Below are 18,506 nucleotides of genomic sequence, written 5' to 3'. Positions count from 1 at the left end.
GACAGCACTGAAGGATTGCAGCATGAGTACAACAACAAGTAGCCATAAAATGTCCAAAGAGAATTCGTTTACCGCCCAAGCACAGCATGGTTCCAACCACGGCTTGAAAAAGGACACGCTTGGGGTGATGGATATCGTTTTCTACATCATCGCTGCGGCCTCTCCGCTGACCGGTGTGATAGCCATCGCGCCGATCATGCTCAGCATGGGTAACGGCGTTGGATCTCCCAGCGCGTTTTTGGTCGCGATGGCCATCCTGGTCCTGTTCTCTGTGGGCTACCTCGCGATGAGTCGGCATGTCAAAAATGCCGGTGCCCTGTATTCCTATGTCACGCTCGGACTGGGTCGCCCTGTAGGTCTGGGGGCAGCAGCCCTCACAATTTTTGCCTACACGGCTATCCAGGTTGGCCTTTATGGTGGATTCGGCTTCTACGCAGCGGAGTTACTCTCCAGTTCATTTGGCCTGGACGTTCCGTGGTGGGTACTGGCGTCTACCGCAGCTGTACTGTGTCTGTTCCTTGGTCTGCATGGCGTGCATTCCGGTGCCGTAGTGCTCGGTGTCCTGCTGACACTCGAAGTCATCCTTGTGGTGGTACTCAACGGCGGCATCTTGCTCAACAGCCCGACCCCGGCGTCCGAGTTTTCGTTTGAGCCTTTCACCCCGTCCGCGCTGTTCTCACCTGGACTTGGCATTGCGCTGATGTTCGCCTGTGCGTGCTTCATTGGTTTCGAGGGCAGCGCCATCTACAGCGAAGAGGCAAGGAATCCGCGCAAGACCATCCCGCGTGCGACCTATATCTCGGTGCTCTTCATGGGCGCGCTGTATTCCCTGACCATGTGGCTGATCACTAACGCCCTCGGCGTCGATCAGGCCGTAGCGATTTCTCAACGGGAAGGCGGTAATCTGATTTTCTGGGTCAGCAACCTGGTGCTCAACCCGTGGCTGACCAACTGCTTCAACATCTTCATTGTTACTGCAATCTTTGCGGCGCTGGTGACCTTCCATAACAACATCGCTCGCTACCTCTACATCCTGGGCCGACAAGGACTGGTGTGGTCGGCGTTGAGCTATACCCGTAGCGAGAAGCAAACCCCCTACGTCGCATCGTTGGTCCAGACTGTCAGCGTGGTGGCGATTGTCGCTCCCTTCGTGGTGTTGCAACTTGATCCCTACACCACACTCTTTGCGTGGATGACTGGCATCGGTTCGGTGGCCATCATCCTGGCCCAGGTCGTGGCCGCTGTGGCGATCTTCGTCTTCTTCCGCAAGAGCAACGTGGATAAACGCCTGTGGCACACCCTGGTTGCACCGGCAATCGCAACGGCCGGTCTTGGCGTGTTCCTGTATTACGCACTCACCAGCATCGATGTATTGATGGGCCTGACTGGCGCCGTTGCCAACTGGATGGTGGCGGCCATCTTCATGATCTTCGCCCTGGGCATCGGTTACGGCTACTACATCAAAATGAAGAGCCCGAGCCGCTACGAAGCACTCACCAAAGCCCTGACTTACGACAACTGATTCGATACCCCATCGGTTCAGCGAAGCGGCCACTCCAGTGGTCGCTTTCGCGTGAGATTCGTGGAAATTGGCCCTCTAAGAAGGGTTGCCGTGACTATTAATAAAGCCTGTTCGCTGGATGATCTCAGCGATGCCATCGAGGTAAGAACATGACCGCAATTTGTGAGCCTGTTGTCTCGGGGCGTTCCATGCAGGGACGCAGCCTGGTGAAAGGAGCTGCGCAGGGTGCCCTGGTTTATTCGGATATGGGGCTGAGCTTCTGGGGTGGTGTAGAACCCTTCACCGGTGAAGTAATTGATCGGCACCACCCTCTGAGTGGGCAGTTCATCACCGGCAAAATCCTGGCAATTCCAAGTGGACGGGGCTCGTGCACTGGCAGCAGCGTGATGTTGGAGCTGGTTCTCAATGGTCATGCGCCTGCGGGACTTCTTCTCGCTGAGCCGGATGAAATCCTGACGCTCGGTGTACTGGTCGCTCAGGTGATATTCGGGAAGTCCTTCCCGGTTGTGTGCCTTGGTCAAGACGCCTTTGCGCGCCTGGCGGGGAGTCCTGGCGTAAAAATGGAGGCGGGTCAGGTCACGCTGCTTGATCATGTGCCTGAGGCCCAGGCCGTTATGGCAAGGGAAGCTCAAGAGACGCCTATTGCTGTGCCTGGCCAGCTCAAGTTGAGCGAGGCTGACCTGGATATGCTGCAAGGGAGCGATGGCAAGGCCGCTCAGGTTGCCATGCAACTCCTTTTGCGAATTGCCGAGCTGCAGGGCGCTCGTGAGCTCATCGACGTCACCCAAGCCCACATTGATGGCTGCATTTATACCGGTCCGGCCAGTCTGCGATTCGCTCAGCAGTTGGTGACGTGGGGCGCCAAGGTAAAGGTGCCGACCACGCTGAATTCCATCTCGGTCGATAAGCGCAAGTGGCGAGAGCTGGGGGTTGATGCGGCACTTGGGGAACCCGCAAGTGCACTGGGCGACGCCTATCTGGATATGGGCGCGCGTGTCAGTTTTACCTGCGCTCCCTATCTCCTCGACACTGCGCCGGGATTGGGCGAACAGATCGTATGGGCTGAGTCCAATGCGGTGGTTTTTGCTAACAGTGTCTTGGGCGCGCGGACGCTCAAGTATCCGGATTACTTGGACATCTGCATCGCACTTACCGGCCGTGCGCCGTTCGTGGGCAGTCATTCTGACGAGGGTCGCAAAGCGACCCTGCGCATTGACGTGCGGAAGCCCGAGGGGGCCGACGATGCGTTCTATCCGTTGCTCGGCTACCACGTCGGGTTGCTGGCGACCACCGAGATACCGGTAATCTCCGGCCTTGAAAATGCCCGGCCCACCATTGACGACTTGAAGGCATTCGGCGCGGCCTTTGCCACGACTTCCGCTGCTCCAATGTTCCACATTGCTGGCATCACTCCGGAGGCCACTTCGGTGGAGCAGGCGTTAGGTGGAGTCGCTCCCCGTCGTCAGCTGACCGTTTGCCGGCAAGACTTGGTGCGTTCCTGGCAGGAGCTGGACAGTTCTCCCGAAGCCGCAGTGCAGTTGGTGTCCTTGGGCAATCCGCATTTCTCGATCACCGAGTGCGAGCGACTGGCGCAGTTGTGTGAAGGGCGCCAGAAGAGTCCCGACACTGCGTTGGTGGTGACTATGGGGCGGGATGTTAACGACAAGGCCCGTGAGGCCGGTTACGTCGAGATCCTGGAGAAGTTTGGCGCCCAACTGATCACCGATACTTGCTGGTGCATGCTCGGCGAGCCGGTGATTCCGCAAGCGAGCTCCACGTTAATGACCAACTCGGGTAAGTACGCTCACTACGCGCCTGGCTTGGTCGGTCGCAATGTCCATTTCGGTAGCCTGACGGACTGCGTGGAGGCGGCCTGCTCGGGTAACTGGAGTGCTCGTATCCCAGCCTGGCTCAACTGAATTCAGTTGGCCGCGCGGCGCCCTTTCTTGAGGAAGGGCGCCGTTCTTTTGGGGCAGAAGTACTTTCTCGACTCAGCAAGCTGCAGGGAATGTCTGGGCCTGTCATGTCGCTAGCGAAAGGGGCTCGAGCAAAGGATTGATCAAGGCCGCAGTACCGGCATGCAGCGCTTTTGGCAAATGGGTGTAAAGCGATTGGCAGACCCCGGAGATGTGTGACTCGATCAGTGCTGCAGCGCCTTCTACATCCTGACGTCGGCACACTTCGACCAGCTCTCGATGTTCACCGTCCGCGCGCTGTTTGGCTTCGTGCGACAGGCTGATCTGTATCCGCAAATAGCGCTCGATTTTGTCGTGGATTGAGCGAATCAGGTTGATCAGAAATGGGCGCTGGCAGGCTTCATAGAGGCGGGCGTGAAAGGCCCAGTTGAGCTCTGCCCAGCGATCGGCATCGGTAATTTGCAGGAACTCGTCGCAAATCGCTTCCGCGCGTTTGAAGTGGTCAGCGGTCATGTTGGGTACTGCCATGCTGATGGCCTGTACTTCGAGAATCACCCTGACCTCGAAAATTTGCGCCAACTCAGGCTCGCTGATGCGAGTCACTACTGCGCCCCTGTTGCGATGGAAGAGTACAAGGCCTTCTGCTTCCAGGCGCTTGAGTGCTTCGCGGACAGGAATCTTGCTGACATTGAAAGCACGAGCGATCTCGTCCTGGCGAATTGGTGTGTCCTCAGCAAGGGCGCCGGCGATGATTGCATCGCGTAGATGCTTGGCAATGATTTCTGAGGTGGAGCGCGCGATTCCCGTGGACTCGATGCTCGGAGGTGAAAGGTAGGCCACGTTCAAACTCCTGGAGTCGTGGTTGAACACATTTCTGATAATTGAGGGCGCTTGCCCGTAGTCGGTTACGACCTGAATAGCCGTCGCGCACCGAGGGCGGCGACGGCGAGCATCAATGCCACCAGTACGAACGAGAACTGCAAATTGGTGGCGTGTGCGATGAAGCCGATGAACGCTGGCCCGGCCAGAATTCCGGCATAGCCCATCGTCGAAATCGCGGGCACCGCCAGGCTTTCGGGCATGACCTTCTGCTTGCCGATCAGGCTGAACATGACGGGAGCGATGTTTGCGCAGCCGATACCAACCAGTGCGAACCCGAATAGCGAGAGCTCCCAGTTGGGAGCCAGCATGATGAGCGCGAAACCCAAAGCCGATGACAACCCGCCAACTAGGACCACCTGCTGCGGGCGGAAACGCCGAATTAGCCGGTCGCCGGTCAGCCGGCCGAAGGTCATCGTGCAAGCAAAAAGGACGTAACCAACGCCTGCGTGTTGCGAGGCTATGCCTTTCAGCTCAATCAGCAGTACCGCACTCCAGTCCAGCATTGCGCCTTCTGCCAAGAACGCGACAAAGCAGATGCAGCCAATGAGCACCACGAGGCCATGGGGGACCGCGAAGAGCGGACCGGTAGAAACTGCACCGGCCTGCAATAGATTTGGGGCAGCGAAATAGAGGGTGACCAGCATGATGGCTACGGCAATCAAGGTGGTCTGCAGCGGTGAGCAGCTCAAGGAGAGGAGGGCGCTGGTACCCGCTGCGCCAACAATTCCCCCGAGGCTGAAGAGTCCGTGAAAGCCGGACATCAGCGTCTTGCCGCTATTGCGCTCAACGATTACCGCTTGGGTGTTCACCGTCGAGTCGAGGCTGCCAATTCCCGCGCCAAAACAGAAGAGCGTTATAGCCAGGGGCAGGAGTGACGAGAAAACAGTGAGCAGGGGTAGGGAGAGGCAGACCAGCATAGTCGACGCGATGATCACCTTCCGGCAGCCCTTGCGAGCGGTGATAGCGCCGGCAATGGGCATGGCCAGCAATGAGCCCGCCCCCAGGCAGAGCAACAGAATACCCAGCGTGCCTTCAGACAGGCCTGCTCGCTCCTTGGCGTACGGTACCAAGGGTGCCCAGACGGCCAGCCCGTAACCGGCAAAGAAGAAGGTTAATCGCGTGGATTGTTTTTCCTTGCGGATGGAGCTTGTCGCGCTTGGGAAACAGTTCATTCCAACACCCTGTTATGTGCCCGCCAGCCTCGATGTTCTGCTAGGGGCGATTGGTGGTCGTCGTTGCGTCCTGGCCCCTGGGTGGGACATGCGCTTGTCACACAAGACCCTAGATTGGGCCTGTCCGGGTTCTGTGATGGAGCGGTTGCACAGCTCAATCTTTTGTAGTAAAAATCGTATACCAAATCCGATCTACGGAAAAGGGTACGCCGGAGAATCCAATGGGCCGGAAGGCTGCTGAGGGAATCCGAGCGTCGATCAAAGACCGTATACAATATAACAGGCTTGTTTTGGGAGTTGCGGTGGGTGGGAGCGATTGGATGCGCACCTATCAGAGGTACAGGGCTCAGATGACCTAGAGCCGTTCACTCACCGCCAGACCCGCAAACGTCGACTTGCCCGAAGCTGATGCTTCTTGGCGCTACAACCGGAGGAAGATTCATGACAAACACCGCCCGCCCTGACTTCGCTGCATTGGCTAAGTCTCTGAAGTTCCGTACTCAGGCGTTCATCAATGGTGAATTCGTCGATGCAGTCGGCGGGGAAGAGTTCGAGACCATCAATCCGGCCACTGGCGAAGTCATCACCAAGATTGCCGAATGCGATGCACGGGATGTCGATATCGCGGTTGCCGCTGCCAAGGCAGCGTTTGAAGATGGGCGCTGGTCCAAACTGGCACCCAAAGAGCGCAAGCGGGCCCTGCAGCGCCTTGCAGCCCTGGTCGAGCAAAACTCCCAGGAGCTGGCTCTGATCGAAAGCCTGGACAACGGCAAACCTGTCGATGACGCCATTGCAGCTGACCTGCCGGATGCCGTCGAGACCCTGAAGTGGCACGCCGAGGCAATCGACAAGCTGTACGATCAAGTTTCTCCGACCGCGAGTGACTTGGTTTCCCTGGTCGTCCGTGAGCCGATCGGCGTTGTCGGCGCTGTGATTCCCTGGAACTTCCCGCTCGCCATTCTCGCCATGAAAGTGGGCCCCGTCCTGGCCGGTGGTAACTCCGTCGTCATCAAGCCGGCCGAGCAAACTACCCTCAGCGCGCTGCGCTTTGCGGAACTGGTTGCCGAAGCGGGTATTCCTGCCGGTGTGTTCAACGTGGTCACCGGCTTCGGCGAGACTGCCGGTCAGGCGCTGGGTCGTCACCCAGACGTGGATTGCCTGAGCTTCACCGGTTCCACTGAGGTGGGTCGCTACTTCCTGAAATATTCGGCCGAGTCGAACCTGAAAAGGGTCATCCTGGAGCTGGGCGGCAAGAGCCCGGCCATCGTCATGGACGATGTCGACGACCTGCAGCCAATTGTTGAGCAACTGGCGATCGGCATTCTGTTCAGTCAGGGTGAAAACTGCAGCGCGGGTTCTCGCCTCCTGGTCCACGAAAAGATCAAGGACCGCCTGCTGGAAGCCCTCCTGGAGCACTTCAAGACCTGGAATGTCGGCGATCCGCTGGTCGAAGGCACTCGCATCGGTGCGGTGATCGAAGAAAAGCACATGAATCGCATCCTCGGCTACATCGAGTCCGGCCTGAAGGAAGGCGGCCGCCTCGTCTGCGGTGGCAAGCGCGTGCGTGAGGAGACCGGTGGCTTCTACATCGAACCGACCATCTTCGACGGCGTGAACAATGCCATGACCATTGCCCGCGAAGAGATTTTCGGCCCGGTACTCTCCGTCATCACCTTCAAGACTGTCGAAGAAGCGATCCAGATCGCCAACGACACTCCTTATGGTCTGGCTGCTTCGCTCTACACCAACAATCTGCATGTGGCGCACAAGGTATCGCGTGCAATTCGTGCCGGTACCGTTTCCGTGAACTGCTTCTCCGAGGGCGATCAATCTGTCCCGTTCGGTGGCTTCAAGCAGTCTGGCTTCGGCGGCAGGGAGAAGTCGTTCCATGCGCATGATCAGTACACGGAAGTGAAAACCATCTGGATGCAACTGAAGTGACGAGAGGCTCGGTCATGAGCAAGAACCAATACGATTACATCGTCGTCGGTGCCGGCTCAGCTGGTTGTGTGGTGGCGAATCGCTTGAGTGCGGACGGCAAGACGTCTGTTCTGCTTCTCGAGGCGGGTCCGAGCCACAACAGCGTGATCCTGGATATGCCGGCGGCGCTGGGTCTTCCTCTGGAAAGCACCAAGTTCAACTGGGGCTTCAAGAGCGAGCCGGAGCCGGGCCTCAACGGCAATCGCAGTGATCAGCACCGTGGTCGCGTGTTGGGTGGATCCTCATCCATCAACGGGATGGTATTCGTGCGCGGCAACCCGTTGGACTTCGACAACTGGGCCTCGCTCGGTCTGCCGACCTGGTCGTACAGCCACTGCCTCCCGTACTTCAAGAAGATGGAGACCTACGAGGGCGGCGCTGACGAGTACCGGGGTGGTGATGGTCCGCTCCACGTGCACAAGTGCAAGGCTGACAATCCGCTGTATCAGGCCTTCCTGGGTGCGGGTCAGGACTACGGTCTCAAGCTGAACGATGACCAGAATGGTCGCGTGCAGGAAGGGGTGAACGTCGCTCAGGCGTCCGTCTACAACGGACAGCGTTGGAGTACTGCACGTGCCTACCTGGACTCGGCGCGTGATCGCAGCAACCTCACGGTGACGACCCGAGCCATGGTCACCGGTTTGGTCTTCGAGGGTAAGAAAGCCGTCGGTGTGAAGTACGAAGTCCAAGGCAAAGAGCAAGTGAGCCATGCCCGGAACGAGATCATTCTCAGTGCCGGTGCGTTCGGTTCGCCTCAGCTGTTGCTGCTGTCCGGGGTCGGTGATGCCGAGGAACTGAAGGCCTTGGGGATTGATGTTGTTCATCACCTGCCGGGCGTCGGCAAGGACCTCCAGGACCATGTGGCGGTGGCGATTCAGTACTCCACTCCGAAGCAGGGTGTTTCGCCCACTCGCCAACTTTCGCCGCTGGGGCGGTTGTTTGTCGGCGCGCGTTGGTTGGCTACCCATGGTGGTCTGGGCGGGTCGAACTACTTTGAGGTCGGTGCCTTCTTCCGGGGCAATGATTCGGTCGAATACGCGAACTTGCAGCATGAGTTCTTCCCGATGGTTGGGGAGTTCTACCGCGGCAAGGCGCGTATCACCGCTGGCTTCCAGTACTTCACCAGCGTTATGCGTCCCGAAAGCCGCGGCAGCGTGACGCTCAGCTCTCGTGATCCGAAGGCTCCACCGGTCATTCGCCTGAACTTCCTTACCGCACCGGGAGATCTCGAGCAGCTTCGCGAAGGCGTTCGCAAAACTCGAGAGATCATTGCCCAGCGCTCCTGGGACGAGCTGCGCGGTGAAGAAATCAGCCCCGGCAAGCACATCCAAAGCGATGCCGAGTTGGATCAGTGGATCCGTAACAACGCTGGTACTGGTTATCACGCGGTCTCCACCTGCCGTATGGGCTACGACCCGATGGCGGTGACCGACGCAGACGGCCGAGTGCATGGCATTGAAAACCTGCGAGTTGTGGATGCATCTGTGTTCCCGCGTCTGACGACCGGCAACACCAATGCCCCGACCATCATGCTCGCGGAGAAGCTGTCGGATCACATTCTCGGCAAGGTGCTTGCGCCGGCGAATGTATCTGCATACCGCGACGCACTTCTTCCGGGGAAGCCCCCGGCCATGGGTATGCCGGCAGGTATGCCTACCTAAGCGTGCGATAGCACGGTTAAAAGCGGTGGCGGGATCGATGATCTCGCCACCGTTTTTTTGCCAGGAGGAACTTCGAGATGGCACGGCTAACTTTGGCCGAAGTCAGGGATATCGCTGAGCGCGTGCTTCTTAAGCACGGTTTCTCCGATCTCCAGGCTAAGGCAGTCGCGGAAACGATGGTGTGCGGCGAGCGAGACGAATGTAGGTCGCACGGCATTTATCGGCTGCTGGTGTGCATCGCCACGTTGAGCGCTGGAAAGGTGAACCCCACCGCAGTGCCCGTCGTGTACAGCCAAGCGCCCGGCATTGTGCGGGTTGATGCTGACGGTGGATTCTCGCAGCTGGCCTTTCAATCTGGTCTGGAGGCGCTGAAGCAGAAGGCCGCGTCCAATGGCATCGCCGCACTGGTCATCAACAACTGCATTCACTTCTCGGCTCTTTGGGTCGAAATCGAAGCGCTCACGGACATGGGACTGGTCGCGCTTGCCTGCAATCCCAGCCATGCATGGGTTGCTCCTGCTGGCGGCCGTGGTCCTGTCTTCGGCACCAATCCGATTGCCTTTGGCTGGCCCCGGAAAGACAAGGACCCCTTTGTTTTTGATTTCGCTACCAGCGCTGTTGCGCGCGGAGAAATCGAATTGCACCGCCGAGCAGGAAAACCGATTCCTCTGGGGTGGGGCGTTTCGCCGGAAGGTGAGCCAACCACATCGGCGCAACACGCGCTCGACGGCGCCATGCTGACATTCGGGGGCCATAAAGGGTCTGCCCTGGCGGCGATGATCGAGCTGATTGCGGGGCCGCTCATTGGCGACCTGACCAGCGCTGAATCCCTCGCCCATGACGATGGTGCGGGGGCTTCCCCATACCATGGCGAGCTGATTATCGCGTTTGATCCGAAGCGCTTCTTGGGTGACCAGGTGGACTACCACTTCGAGCGAGCCGAACGTCTGTTCGCTGACATTGAAGGGCAGGGGGCGCGATTGCCGTCCGCACGCCGCTACGAGGCTAGAGCGCGCTCGTTGTTGAATGGCGTGGAGGTCTCCGATGATCTGTATGCGGACATTCAAGCTTTGATCTGAGCCAGCGCGAAAGTGCTGGGATCGCCTGTCTTTGTGGCCTGCCACGATCCGACAAAAAAAAATCTGGACTTGCAGTTGACAGGCTATCGTATACGAAATACCTTGAGGTCGCCGCCTAAGCCTTGACCAACGAATGAAGTGGCGCAGAGGTGCTTTTGAGCAGGGCCTCATCGCATTGCTCGTATACAAAATACGTTTAGAGGTGTGTCACGCCAGCGTGGGCCACAAGTTCGCCTGGGAGGGTTGGTCGGTACGAGCTAGTTCGATCAGCCGGTCAAGTTCGGGGTTTCAGCAGAGACGTCCAAATGCGCAAGAGCAGGCCGTTCGTTCAGTCCGGATTGACCAATCTGCTGTGTGCCGCTGAGCACACACCGTTTGAGCGCTTAAACCGTTCCGAAGCCCCTGACTTCGGTCTGGCGATGCTCAGCCTGGCGCGCCTCACAAGGCCACGGGTCCTGACTGGTTGGCACTGAAGGAGCGCCAGCCAGTCATTCAGGTTTTTTATTTTCTGCCGAGCGCTGTACCCCAGAGCTGTCGGCAGTCCTGCTACCGCAGGTTTTTTATCAATGGTTCTTCACTGCGCCGAAACGTCAGGAGCTGCAATGCTAAACATTCTCGGTCATAACTTTATCGCGGATAGCCGGTGTGCGAGCGGGCAGAAGACTCACCAAAGTTTCAACGCCACCACCGGCGAAGCCCTGCCTTACAAGTTCTGGCAGGCGACTCCGGCAGAGGTTGAATTGGCTTGCGAGCAAGCCGCTCTGGCTTCCAAAAGTTTCCGCACCACGTCGGCTGAGAAGCGGGCTGAGCTGCTGGATACGATCGCCAATGAAATCGATGAGCTCGGTGCCGACTTTGTCGAACTGGTCTGTGCCGAAACCGCCCTTCCGGCCGCACGGATTCAGGGTGAGCAGAAGCGTACCGTCAACCAACTGAGGTTGTTTGCCGAGGTTCTGCGTCGCGGTGATTTTTATGGCGCGCGAATCGATACCGCGCTTCCGGGGCGTACCCCGTTGCCGCGGCCTGATCTGCGGCAGTACAAAACCGGCGTTGGTCCTGTGGCTGTCTTCGGTGCCAGCAACTTCCCGCTGGCCTTCTCCACTGCCGGTGGTGACACTGCTTCCGCTCTGGCCGCCGGCTGCCCGGTGGTGTTCAAGGCACACAGTGGTCACATGGCCACGTCCGAATGTGTTGCCCTGGCGATCCGTCGCGCTTTGACCAAAGTTGGACTGCCGGCTGGCGTGTTCAGCATGATCTATGGCGGCGGGGTCGGTGAGTTGCTGGTCAAGCATCCGGCGATCAAGGCTGTTGGCTTTACCGGCTCTCTGAAAGGTGGGCGTGCCCTGTGCGATATGGCTGCTGCCAGGCCGGAACCGATCCCAGTGTTCGCCGAGATGTCCAGCATCAATCCGGTGATTGTGCTGCCCAAGGCGCTTGAGCTTCGCGGCAAGCAGATATCCGAGCAACTGGCCGATTCGATCGTGCTCGGGTGTGGTCAGTTCTGCACCAATCCTGGTTTGGTGATTGGCCTCGATTCTCCGGAGTTCGGCCAGTTCGTGGCTTCGTTGAGCTACCAAATGGGTGCCAAGCCCAGTCAGACCATGCTCAACGCAGGAACCCTGTCTAGCTATGCCGAGGGAGTTCAGCGCCTGAACAAGTCGGAAGCTGTCAGTCATCTTGCTGGTCGTCAGATCGGTGCCAATCAGGCGGAGCCGCAGTTGTTCAAGGCTGAAGAACGTCTGCTGATTGACGGCGATGAGCTGCTCCAGGAAGAAGTCTTCGGTCCTGCGTCCATCGTGGTTTCGGCTTCGGGACCGGAGCAACTGGAGCAAGCCCTGCAAGGCCTTCGTGGTCAATTGACGGCATCGCTGATTGCCGAGCCGGAAGATCTCCGGGAGTTCGCACACCTGATTCCGCTGTTGGAAACCAAGGTAGGGCGGTTGCTAGTCAATGGTTTCCCAACTGGTGTGGAGGTCTCTGACTCCATGGTGCATGGCGGTCCTTACCCGGCCACGTCGGACTCCCGCGGGACTTCTGTCGGCACGTTGGCCATCGATCGTTTCCTGCGTCCGGTCTGCTACCAGAACTTCCCTGACGAGGCTCTGCCGGATGTGCTGAAGAACTCCAATCCCCTGGGAGTACAGCGTCTGGTCAATGGTGTTTCCACCAAAGATCCGATTTCCTGAGTCTGTATTTAGGCTTCGCCCCGGTGCTCCGGGGCTTTTTTTTGCTTGCGCAAGAATGAACAAGGAGAGGGCGAGGACATGTTCGGCATCAAGCTTTCAATCAAAGGCAAGATCGGTGTGCTGTCTGGAGCGTGCATCCTGCTGACTGCTATCACCCTTGTCCTGTTCTCGACCCAGAGCATTGAACGATTGTCGTCCATCGTCAGCGTGTCCAGCCGGGACACCCTGAAAGCGTCCTCGTTGACCGGTATGGCGCAGATCAGTGCCCGCCAGGCCGCGGTGGTCCGTGAGCGGTTCAGTGATGCCTTGGTGTTTGGCCGTACATTGGTTCAGCAGGTCGCGGTGATGCGCGAGCAAGCGCGCCTTCATGGATTCGGTCCGGCCGAACTACGCAAGGCCCTGTACGATGCACTCTACGCGCAGATTAAGGAAAATCGAGAAGTGTTGGGGGTTGCATTGGTCTTCGATGCCAATGCGCTCGACGGTCGCGATGGCGACTTCATCGATACGGGAGTTGGTCAGGGCAACAACTCCGGTCGCTTCGCTTCCTACGCGTCAGCGTCAGTTCCCAGCTACTCCATGACCGATAGCGAACTGGCCGATGATGGCACCGTCAGCAGTGAATGGATCCGTTGTCCGCACAAAACCAAGCGTGTGTGCGTCACCGAACCCTATACCTACTCTTACAACGGTGTGCCGACCCTGATGTCGACGGTCGCTCTGCCGCTCCTGGAAGGGAATAAGGTCATCGGCGTTCTGAGCGTGGACATTACCCTCTCAGAGTTGCAGCGCCTGTTGGAAACCAGCGGTCGTAGCATCTTTGACGGAATGGCGACGGTGAGTTTGATCAGCCCAGCGGGAGCCATTGCCGCCCAGAGCAAGAACGCTGAGAGCCTTGGCAAAGGCATCAACGCTCTGTATCCCGAGCACGCGATGACCATCATCACCAAGATGAAGGAGGGGGTAGATTTCAGTTACTCGGACCAGGGAGCTTTGAATGCGATTCTTGGCTTCGCACCGGTCGAGGGGGCGGCCAACTGGGGGGTGGTTATCAGTGTTCCCGACGCCACTTACATGAAGCCTTCGGATGAGCTGCAGCGTCAGTTGGAGGAGCATCGTCAGTCAGCGATTGCTACTCAAGTTACTGTAGGCATCATGATTTTCGGAGTGAGCTTGATTCTGTTGGGGCTTGTGGCGCGATCCATTGCACGCCCGGTCCTCACCGTTTCCGATATGGTCGAAAACATTGCGGGGAAGGATGGTGATCTGACCCAGCGACTCACCTACGCGGGGCAGGACGAGCTCGGAAAACTGGTCTACTGGTTCAACACCTTCCTGGACAAGCTCCAGCCGATAGTCTCCCAGGTTAGCGACTCTGTGGGACAAACTCGTCAGACCGCCTACCGCGCGTCTCAGATTGCATCGGATACCAACTCCGGGATGCAGCAGCAGTTCCTGGAGGTGGACCAAGTCGCCACGGCAGCCCAGGAGATGAGTGCCACCGCTCAGGATGTTGCCCAGAATGCGTCCATGGCCGCCCAGGCCATGACCACGGTCGAAGAGGCGGTGAACAATGGCAACCAAGTCATTGGCCGGGCAACCAGCGCGATCGATTCGCTCGTCGAAGAGATCGAACAGGCTGGAGCGCAGGCCTTGTCCCTGGAGCAAAACAGCGAGCAGATCGGCAAGGTCCTCGACGTGATTCGCTCCGTTGCCGAGCAGACCAATCTCCTGGCGCTGAATGCCGCCATTGAAGCAGCGAGGGCAGGGGAGTCGGGACGTGGATTCGCAGTGGTCGCGGATGAAGTTCGCAGCCTTGCGCAACGAACTCAGACTTCAGTTACCGAAATCCAGGAAGTGATCGAACGCTTGCAGGGCGGAACTCAGGCTGTCGTGAAGTCGATGGATGCTACTCGCGAGGAAGCGGACAAAAGCGTCAAGCATGTGCAGATGGCGGTGGCAGCGCTGCAGCGGATTGCAGAAGGCATCGAGGCGATCACCGGGATGAACCTACAGATCGCGAGCGCTGCTGAAGAGCAGAGCGCGGTTTCGGAGGAAGTGAACCGCAACGTATCGGCCATTCGCGATGTCACCGAACGCTTGGCGCGACAGGCCCTGGAATCCTCGGAAATCAGCAAGGGACTCGATGCTCTGGCCGATCACCAGCAACGGTTGATGAGTAGCTTCAGGGTCTGAGGAAGATAGGTGGTTGTGGATCGGCGAATGGGGAATATGGTATACGCTAACTTATCTCGTATAACATATTCCTAATGCGCCTGGTCCGGAGTCTCACCGTGTCTTACTCAATGCTGAACGTCCCGAACCTTGGTAATGCACCGTCGACTTCGGAGGTGATCCTCAAGTTCCTCCGCAATGCCATCATCAAGGGGGAAATTCGTGAAGACGAGCCGATCCGCCAGGATGATATTGCGCGTGCGTTCAACGTCAGCAAGATTCCCGTTCGCGAAGCCTTGAAACGGCTTGAGGCAGAAGGCCTGGTCGAGTTTCACCGGAATCGCGGTGCATTGGTAACCCGTATCAGCGAGTTCGAGCTGGCGCAGATCTTCGAGGTGCGTGTCCTGCTGGAAGTCCAACTGATCAAGCAAGCTATCCCGTACCTCACCGAGGCCGATTTCAAGCGTGCAGAGGCAACCCTTCAAGAGTTCATGAAGCTTGAGGACACCGGGCGTTGGGCAGAACTTAACTGGGCGTTCCATGCCGCCCTGTATGAAGCCGCTCAGCGGCCTTTCGTGCTGAACATGGTTCGCTCGATTCACGACAAGATCGAACGTTACCTGCGCATGCAGATTGAACTCTCAGATGACGGCAAAGCCCATGCTGATGAAGAGCACCGGGCCATTCTGGCGGCCTGCCGAGCGAAGAATGCCAAGCTGGCTGGAAAGCTTGTTGAGGAGCATATCCACAGCGTGTGCGATGCCTTGTTTGCACACCTTCCGAAAGGCCCCGCCAAATCCTGATTCCGCGCGCCTCTCAGGCGCGCACACTTCTCGGCGCGAGCGGTCCAGTCCTTCGCGTCCGACTTTCCTTATCGCCTCTGCTCGGCCGCGGTTCTGCTTCGAGCCAACTCAGCGACACAGTCCCATTCTCTGAATGGACGTGGGTCGAGTGGCCTTATTTTTCTGGATATTATTTCGTATACGGAATTTGAAATACGCTTTGCGATGGTTTAGTCTCAGGTGACGGTGTGCGGCAGGCCAATGCGTTTATTGGTCGCTGTCGTACTCAGCCATTTCATGGCCTGCCGTGGCCACGGCCACTTCTGTCCGGCCGCGGCTAAGCCTGACTCAGAAACCTGTTCCCGCAGGATCGACTAGAGGGTATTGGGAATGAAGATTGTCGGAATCGATGTATTCAGCTACGAGGTAGGCTATGCCCACGGCACCTACGTCATGTCGGGTGATCGCAGCGCCAGTACCGAGGATGGCATCGTGGTGCGGATTCGCACCGATGAAGGTATCGACGGGTGGGGCGAGATCACCACGCTGGGCAAGGTCTATCTGCCCACGTTCCCTGAAGGCATCCGGACCGCTCTGAAGGACCTGGCCAGCGCGCTGATTGGCGTAGACCCGACCAACATTGGAAAGGTCAACCGTATTATGAATGCGACGCTCATGGGGCAGGAGTTCGCCAAAAGCCCCATCGATATCGCCTGCTGGGACATCCTTGGTAAGTCGCTGAACCGGCCAATCTCGGCACTGATCGGCGGTGTCATCAATGAGCGCTTCCCCATCTATGAAGCGGTACCGCTTGGCTCGCCCGAGTCGATGGCTGAGTTCATCAAAGAGCGCCGTGCTGCTGGTATCAACCGCTTCCAGCTGAAGGTGGGGAACAACCCGTTTGATGACATCGCCCGAACCCGTGCCAGCGTTGAGGCCGGCGATGCGCAAACCGTGATCGTTGCAGACTCCAATGGCGGGTGGTCGTTGGCTGCGGCCAAACTGGCCATTCAAGGTATGGCGGGCCTGCCTGTCTACGTCGAGCAGCCCTGCCGCAGCACGATTGACTGCATCCTGGCCCACCGCGGCTCGGCACTGCCGCTGGTTCTCGATGAGTCGATTGTCAACCACGATGAGGTTTATCGAGCGAAGTACGAAGCCAACGCCGTCTCGGTGAATCTCAAGTTCGGCAAACTCGGCGGCCTGACCAATGTGGTGAAAGCTCGTGACCTGCTTCAGGAGCTGAACATGGCGGTATCGGTCGAGGACATGTGGGGCGGCGATATCATCACGGCTGCCACAAGCCATGTCGCCGCCACTACTCGTCCCGAGTCGTTACTGATGACCCCATTCTTCAATGATTGGACTGATGGGCATCTGGCTGGTTACCAGCCTCGCTCGGAGAACGGTCATGGCTCTGCCCCCAAAGGCGCAGGTCTGGGCATTGAGGTAGACCTGGGCCGACTCGGCAAGCCCCAGTTCACGATCGGGGCTTGATCCCAAGGTCAACTGGACCTGGACGCTCATGCCAGTCAATGGAGGAGTTGTTCAACGCATGGGCGCTCGCAGTCATTAGGACGGAGCGCCTTTTTTGCACCTGGAAAATGGCCGTCTGCCAGCAGTACGGAGGTAACTCGACCATACTTACCAGGCCTCGCGGTAGTGGTGGGGCAGGTTGCAGAGCATGTAACCATCGGTTCCATTTTGGTTCGACGACCTGCAACTCGCCCAAAAATGTAACACCCGGTCCTTGCGGTTGCTGTAAGTGGTAATCACGATGTATCAGGGTAAGTGCTTTAAAATCAATTAGTTATGGTAATTAGATTAATCGGGAGGGTAGAGAGGGCAGCTCGGCATGTTTTATGCCTACTAAATACCGTATACGAAATACAGGATATTCGATCTCCTGAGCTCCACGGACTCATCGCCTTTGGCTAAGTGCCCTAGGCGAAGGAGGCAGGAACGAAGGTCCAGCAACACGGCGGTTGGCTGTATCTGCAATCGATGTCCACTCAATCTCGTTGCAAGGGGTTACTCAATGGATAAAAAGAACGGTTTTACCCTGGGACGCCGCCAGTTCTTGGCGCTGAGCGGTACCGCTGCGGCAGTCATGGCAATGGGCGGGGCACGCAATGTGTTCGCCGCTAGCGATGATGAGATCACCATCCTGACGTGGGAGACGTATCACGACGATGCGTGGGTTGCAGAGTGGACCAAGAACACTGGTATCAAGGTGAAGGTGGTCCGGGCAGGTTCCAGCGACGAGATCTTCGCCCAAACCCAGTCGGGCGCGGTCAAGGCGGACATCATCTATTTCGAGACAGGCTCAATTCCGCGCTACAAGGAACTCGGACTGATCACTCCGATTGACGCCTCGAAGATTCCGAACGCGAAGAACATCACCTCTGGCCTGCATTACCAGGAGCGCGCCACCATCGACGGCAAGCTCTTCGGCCTGCCCTATAACTGGGGCACTCAACCGTTGATGTATGACGAAACGGTATTCACTTCACCGCCGGACTCCTGGGCGGTGCTGTGGGACAAAAAGTACCAAGGCAAAGTCAGCCTCTTCGATGATGCTTACATCACCTTCCCAATGATCGCCCTCTACGTGGGCGCGGCAAACCCGTACAACCTGACGGATGCGGAGTTCGAAGAATGCATCCAGGCGCTGCGAGCACTTCGGCCTCAGGTGCGGACAATCGCGCGTGGTTTTGATGATGCGCTGCAGCAGTACGCGCAAGGGGAGGCGGTGGTCGGTTACTGCCAGAACATCAACACGGTCTACGCCCTGCAATCCAAGGGTAAGAAGTTCAATTATCGGTTCCCGAAGGAAGGCACGCCGACCTGGATCGACAGCGCCGTTATCACGCCGCAAGGACAGCGCGAAGCGGTGTACCGCTTCATGAATGACAACCTGAGTCTGCCCTGGCAAGGGCGCTTCATCTCCACCTCATTTAACAACGGTGTGCTGACCGAAGCCGGCGGCCAAGAGGCAGGTGTCCCCGCAGACATCCTGGCCAAGACAAACGTCATCGACCAGTCGAAGCCCGGTTTCTGGGAAAAGATGTCGATCTTCCAATCTCCGGAGAACATCGACCGTCGCGTAGAAATCTGGAACGACTTCAAGGCCGGCATTCTGTAATTAACG

12 protein-coding genes and 1 pseudogene are annotated in these 18,506 nt (G+C 58.0%); 11 read left to right on the top strand and 2 right to left on the bottom strand.

Translation table 11 applies throughout. From position 1 onward, the window contains the following. Positions 1–22: 22 nt before the first annotated feature. On the top strand, positions 23–1,522 hold the full coding sequence (locus tag THL1_RS16535) for an APC family permease (RefSeq protein ID WP_083245916.1): 1,500 nt from the start codon (positions 23–25) through the stop codon (positions 1,520–1,522). A gap of 149 nt (positions 1,523–1,671) precedes the next feature. Further along, positions 1,672–3,441: an aconitase X gene (locus THL1_RS16530; RefSeq protein WP_177343837.1), complete on the top strand. Its 1,770-nt coding sequence runs from the start codon at positions 1,672–1,674 to the stop codon at positions 3,439–3,441. A gap of 102 nt (positions 3,442–3,543) precedes the next feature. On the opposite strand, the gene THL1_RS16525 is transcribed toward THL1_RS16530, so the two are convergent. After that, complete coding sequence (locus THL1_RS16525; protein ID WP_145928316.1) at positions 3,544–4,278, bottom strand: GntR family transcriptional regulator; 735 nt, start codon at positions 4,276–4,278, stop codon at positions 3,544–3,546. 65 nt (positions 4,279–4,343) lie between these two features. Beyond that, on the bottom strand, positions 4,344–5,492 hold the full coding sequence (locus THL1_RS16520; protein ID WP_069084248.1) for an MFS transporter: 1,149 nt from the start codon (positions 5,490–5,492) through the stop codon (positions 4,344–4,346). A gap of 408 nt (positions 5,493–5,900) precedes the next feature. Between THL1_RS16520 and THL1_RS16515 the strand changes: the two genes are divergently transcribed. The 9 genes and pseudogenes from THL1_RS16515 to THL1_RS16480 all read left to right on the top strand — a co-directional run bounded on the left by THL1_RS16515 (position 5,901) and on the right by THL1_RS16480 (position 18,500). Continuing rightward, on the top strand, positions 5,901–7,433 hold the full coding sequence (locus tag THL1_RS16515) for an aldehyde dehydrogenase (protein WP_414703678.1): 1,533 nt from the start codon (positions 5,901–5,903) through the stop codon (positions 7,431–7,433). A 14-nt stretch (positions 7,434–7,447) separates the two neighbouring features. Beyond that, positions 7,448–9,133 (top strand): choline dehydrogenase, encoded by a 1,686-nt coding sequence (locus tag THL1_RS16510; protein WP_069084246.1) that lies wholly within the window; start codon positions 7,448–7,450, stop codon positions 9,131–9,133. 77 nt (positions 9,134–9,210) lie between these two features. After that, on the top strand, positions 9,211–10,212 hold the full coding sequence (locus THL1_RS16505; protein WP_069084245.1) for an Ldh family oxidoreductase: 1,002 nt from the start codon (positions 9,211–9,213) through the stop codon (positions 10,210–10,212). Positions 10,213–10,814: 602 nt separating this feature from the next. Then, positions 10,815–12,398: an aldehyde dehydrogenase (NADP(+)) gene (locus THL1_RS16500; protein ID WP_069084244.1), complete on the top strand. Its 1,584-nt coding sequence runs from the start codon at positions 10,815–10,817 to the stop codon at positions 12,396–12,398. A gap of 78 nt (positions 12,399–12,476) precedes the next feature. Further along, a pseudogene (locus THL1_RS31405) lies at positions 12,477–13,736 on the top strand (HAMP domain-containing protein); the annotation flags it as partial. A 102-nt stretch (positions 13,737–13,838) separates the two neighbouring features. Beyond that, positions 13,839–14,594, top strand: a complete 756-nt coding sequence (locus THL1_RS31400; protein ID WP_414703760.1) for a methyl-accepting chemotaxis protein — start codon at positions 13,839–13,841, stop codon at positions 14,592–14,594. Positions 14,595–14,704: 110 nt separating this feature from the next. Then, complete coding sequence (locus tag THL1_RS16490; RefSeq protein WP_069084242.1) at positions 14,705–15,376, top strand: GntR family transcriptional regulator; 672 nt, start codon at positions 14,705–14,707, stop codon at positions 15,374–15,376. Positions 15,377–15,745: 369 nt separating this feature from the next. After that, complete coding sequence (locus tag THL1_RS16485) at positions 15,746–16,852, top strand: mandelate racemase/muconate lactonizing enzyme family protein (RefSeq protein ID WP_069084241.1); 1,107 nt, start codon at positions 15,746–15,748, stop codon at positions 16,850–16,852. Between the two features lie 541 nt (positions 16,853–17,393). Continuing rightward, a complete protein-coding gene (locus THL1_RS16480) occupies positions 17,394–18,500 on the top strand; it encodes an extracellular solute-binding protein (protein WP_069084240.1) in 1,107 nt (368 codons plus the stop codon). Positions 18,501–18,506: the final 6 nt, after the last annotated feature.

Source organism: Pseudomonas sp. TCU-HL1, from assembly GCF_001708505.1.
Classification (GTDB): Bacteria; Pseudomonadota; Gammaproteobacteria; order Pseudomonadales; family Pseudomonadaceae; genus Metapseudomonas.
Note: the sequence above shows the minus strand (reverse complement) of the source record. Positions and strands in the feature narration are given on the sequence as shown.

Bases quoted from the DNA above. Each gene is read 5' to 3' on its own strand.
- THL1_RS16535 (WP_083245916.1), top strand. From the start codon at position 23: ATGAGTACAACAACAAGTAGCCATAAAATGTCCAAAGAGAATTCGTTT.
- THL1_RS16530 (WP_177343837.1), top strand. From the start codon at position 1,672: ATGACCGCAATTTGTGAGCCTGTTGTCTCGGGGCGTTCCATGCAGGGA.
- THL1_RS16520 (WP_069084248.1), bottom strand. From the start codon at position 5,492: ATGAACTGTTTCCCAAGCGCGACAAGCTCCATCCGCAAGGAAAAACAA.
- THL1_RS16515 (WP_414703678.1), top strand. From the start codon at position 5,901: ATGCTTCTTGGCGCTACAACCGGAGGAAGATTCATGACAAACACCGCC.
- THL1_RS16510 (WP_069084246.1), top strand. From the start codon at position 7,448: ATGAGCAAGAACCAATACGATTACATCGTCGTCGGTGCCGGCTCAGCT.
- THL1_RS16505 (WP_069084245.1), top strand. From the start codon at position 9,211: ATGGCACGGCTAACTTTGGCCGAAGTCAGGGATATCGCTGAGCGCGTG.
- THL1_RS16500 (WP_069084244.1), top strand. From the start codon at position 10,815: ATGCTAAACATTCTCGGTCATAACTTTATCGCGGATAGCCGGTGTGCG.
- THL1_RS31400 (WP_414703760.1), top strand. From the start codon at position 13,839: ATGCAGCAGCAGTTCCTGGAGGTGGACCAAGTCGCCACGGCAGCCCAG.
- THL1_RS16490 (WP_069084242.1), top strand. From the start codon at position 14,705: ATGCTGAACGTCCCGAACCTTGGTAATGCACCGTCGACTTCGGAGGTG.
- THL1_RS16485 (WP_069084241.1), top strand. From the start codon at position 15,746: ATGAAGATTGTCGGAATCGATGTATTCAGCTACGAGGTAGGCTATGCC.
- THL1_RS16480 (WP_069084240.1), top strand. From the start codon at position 17,394: ATGGATAAAAAGAACGGTTTTACCCTGGGACGCCGCCAGTTCTTGGCG.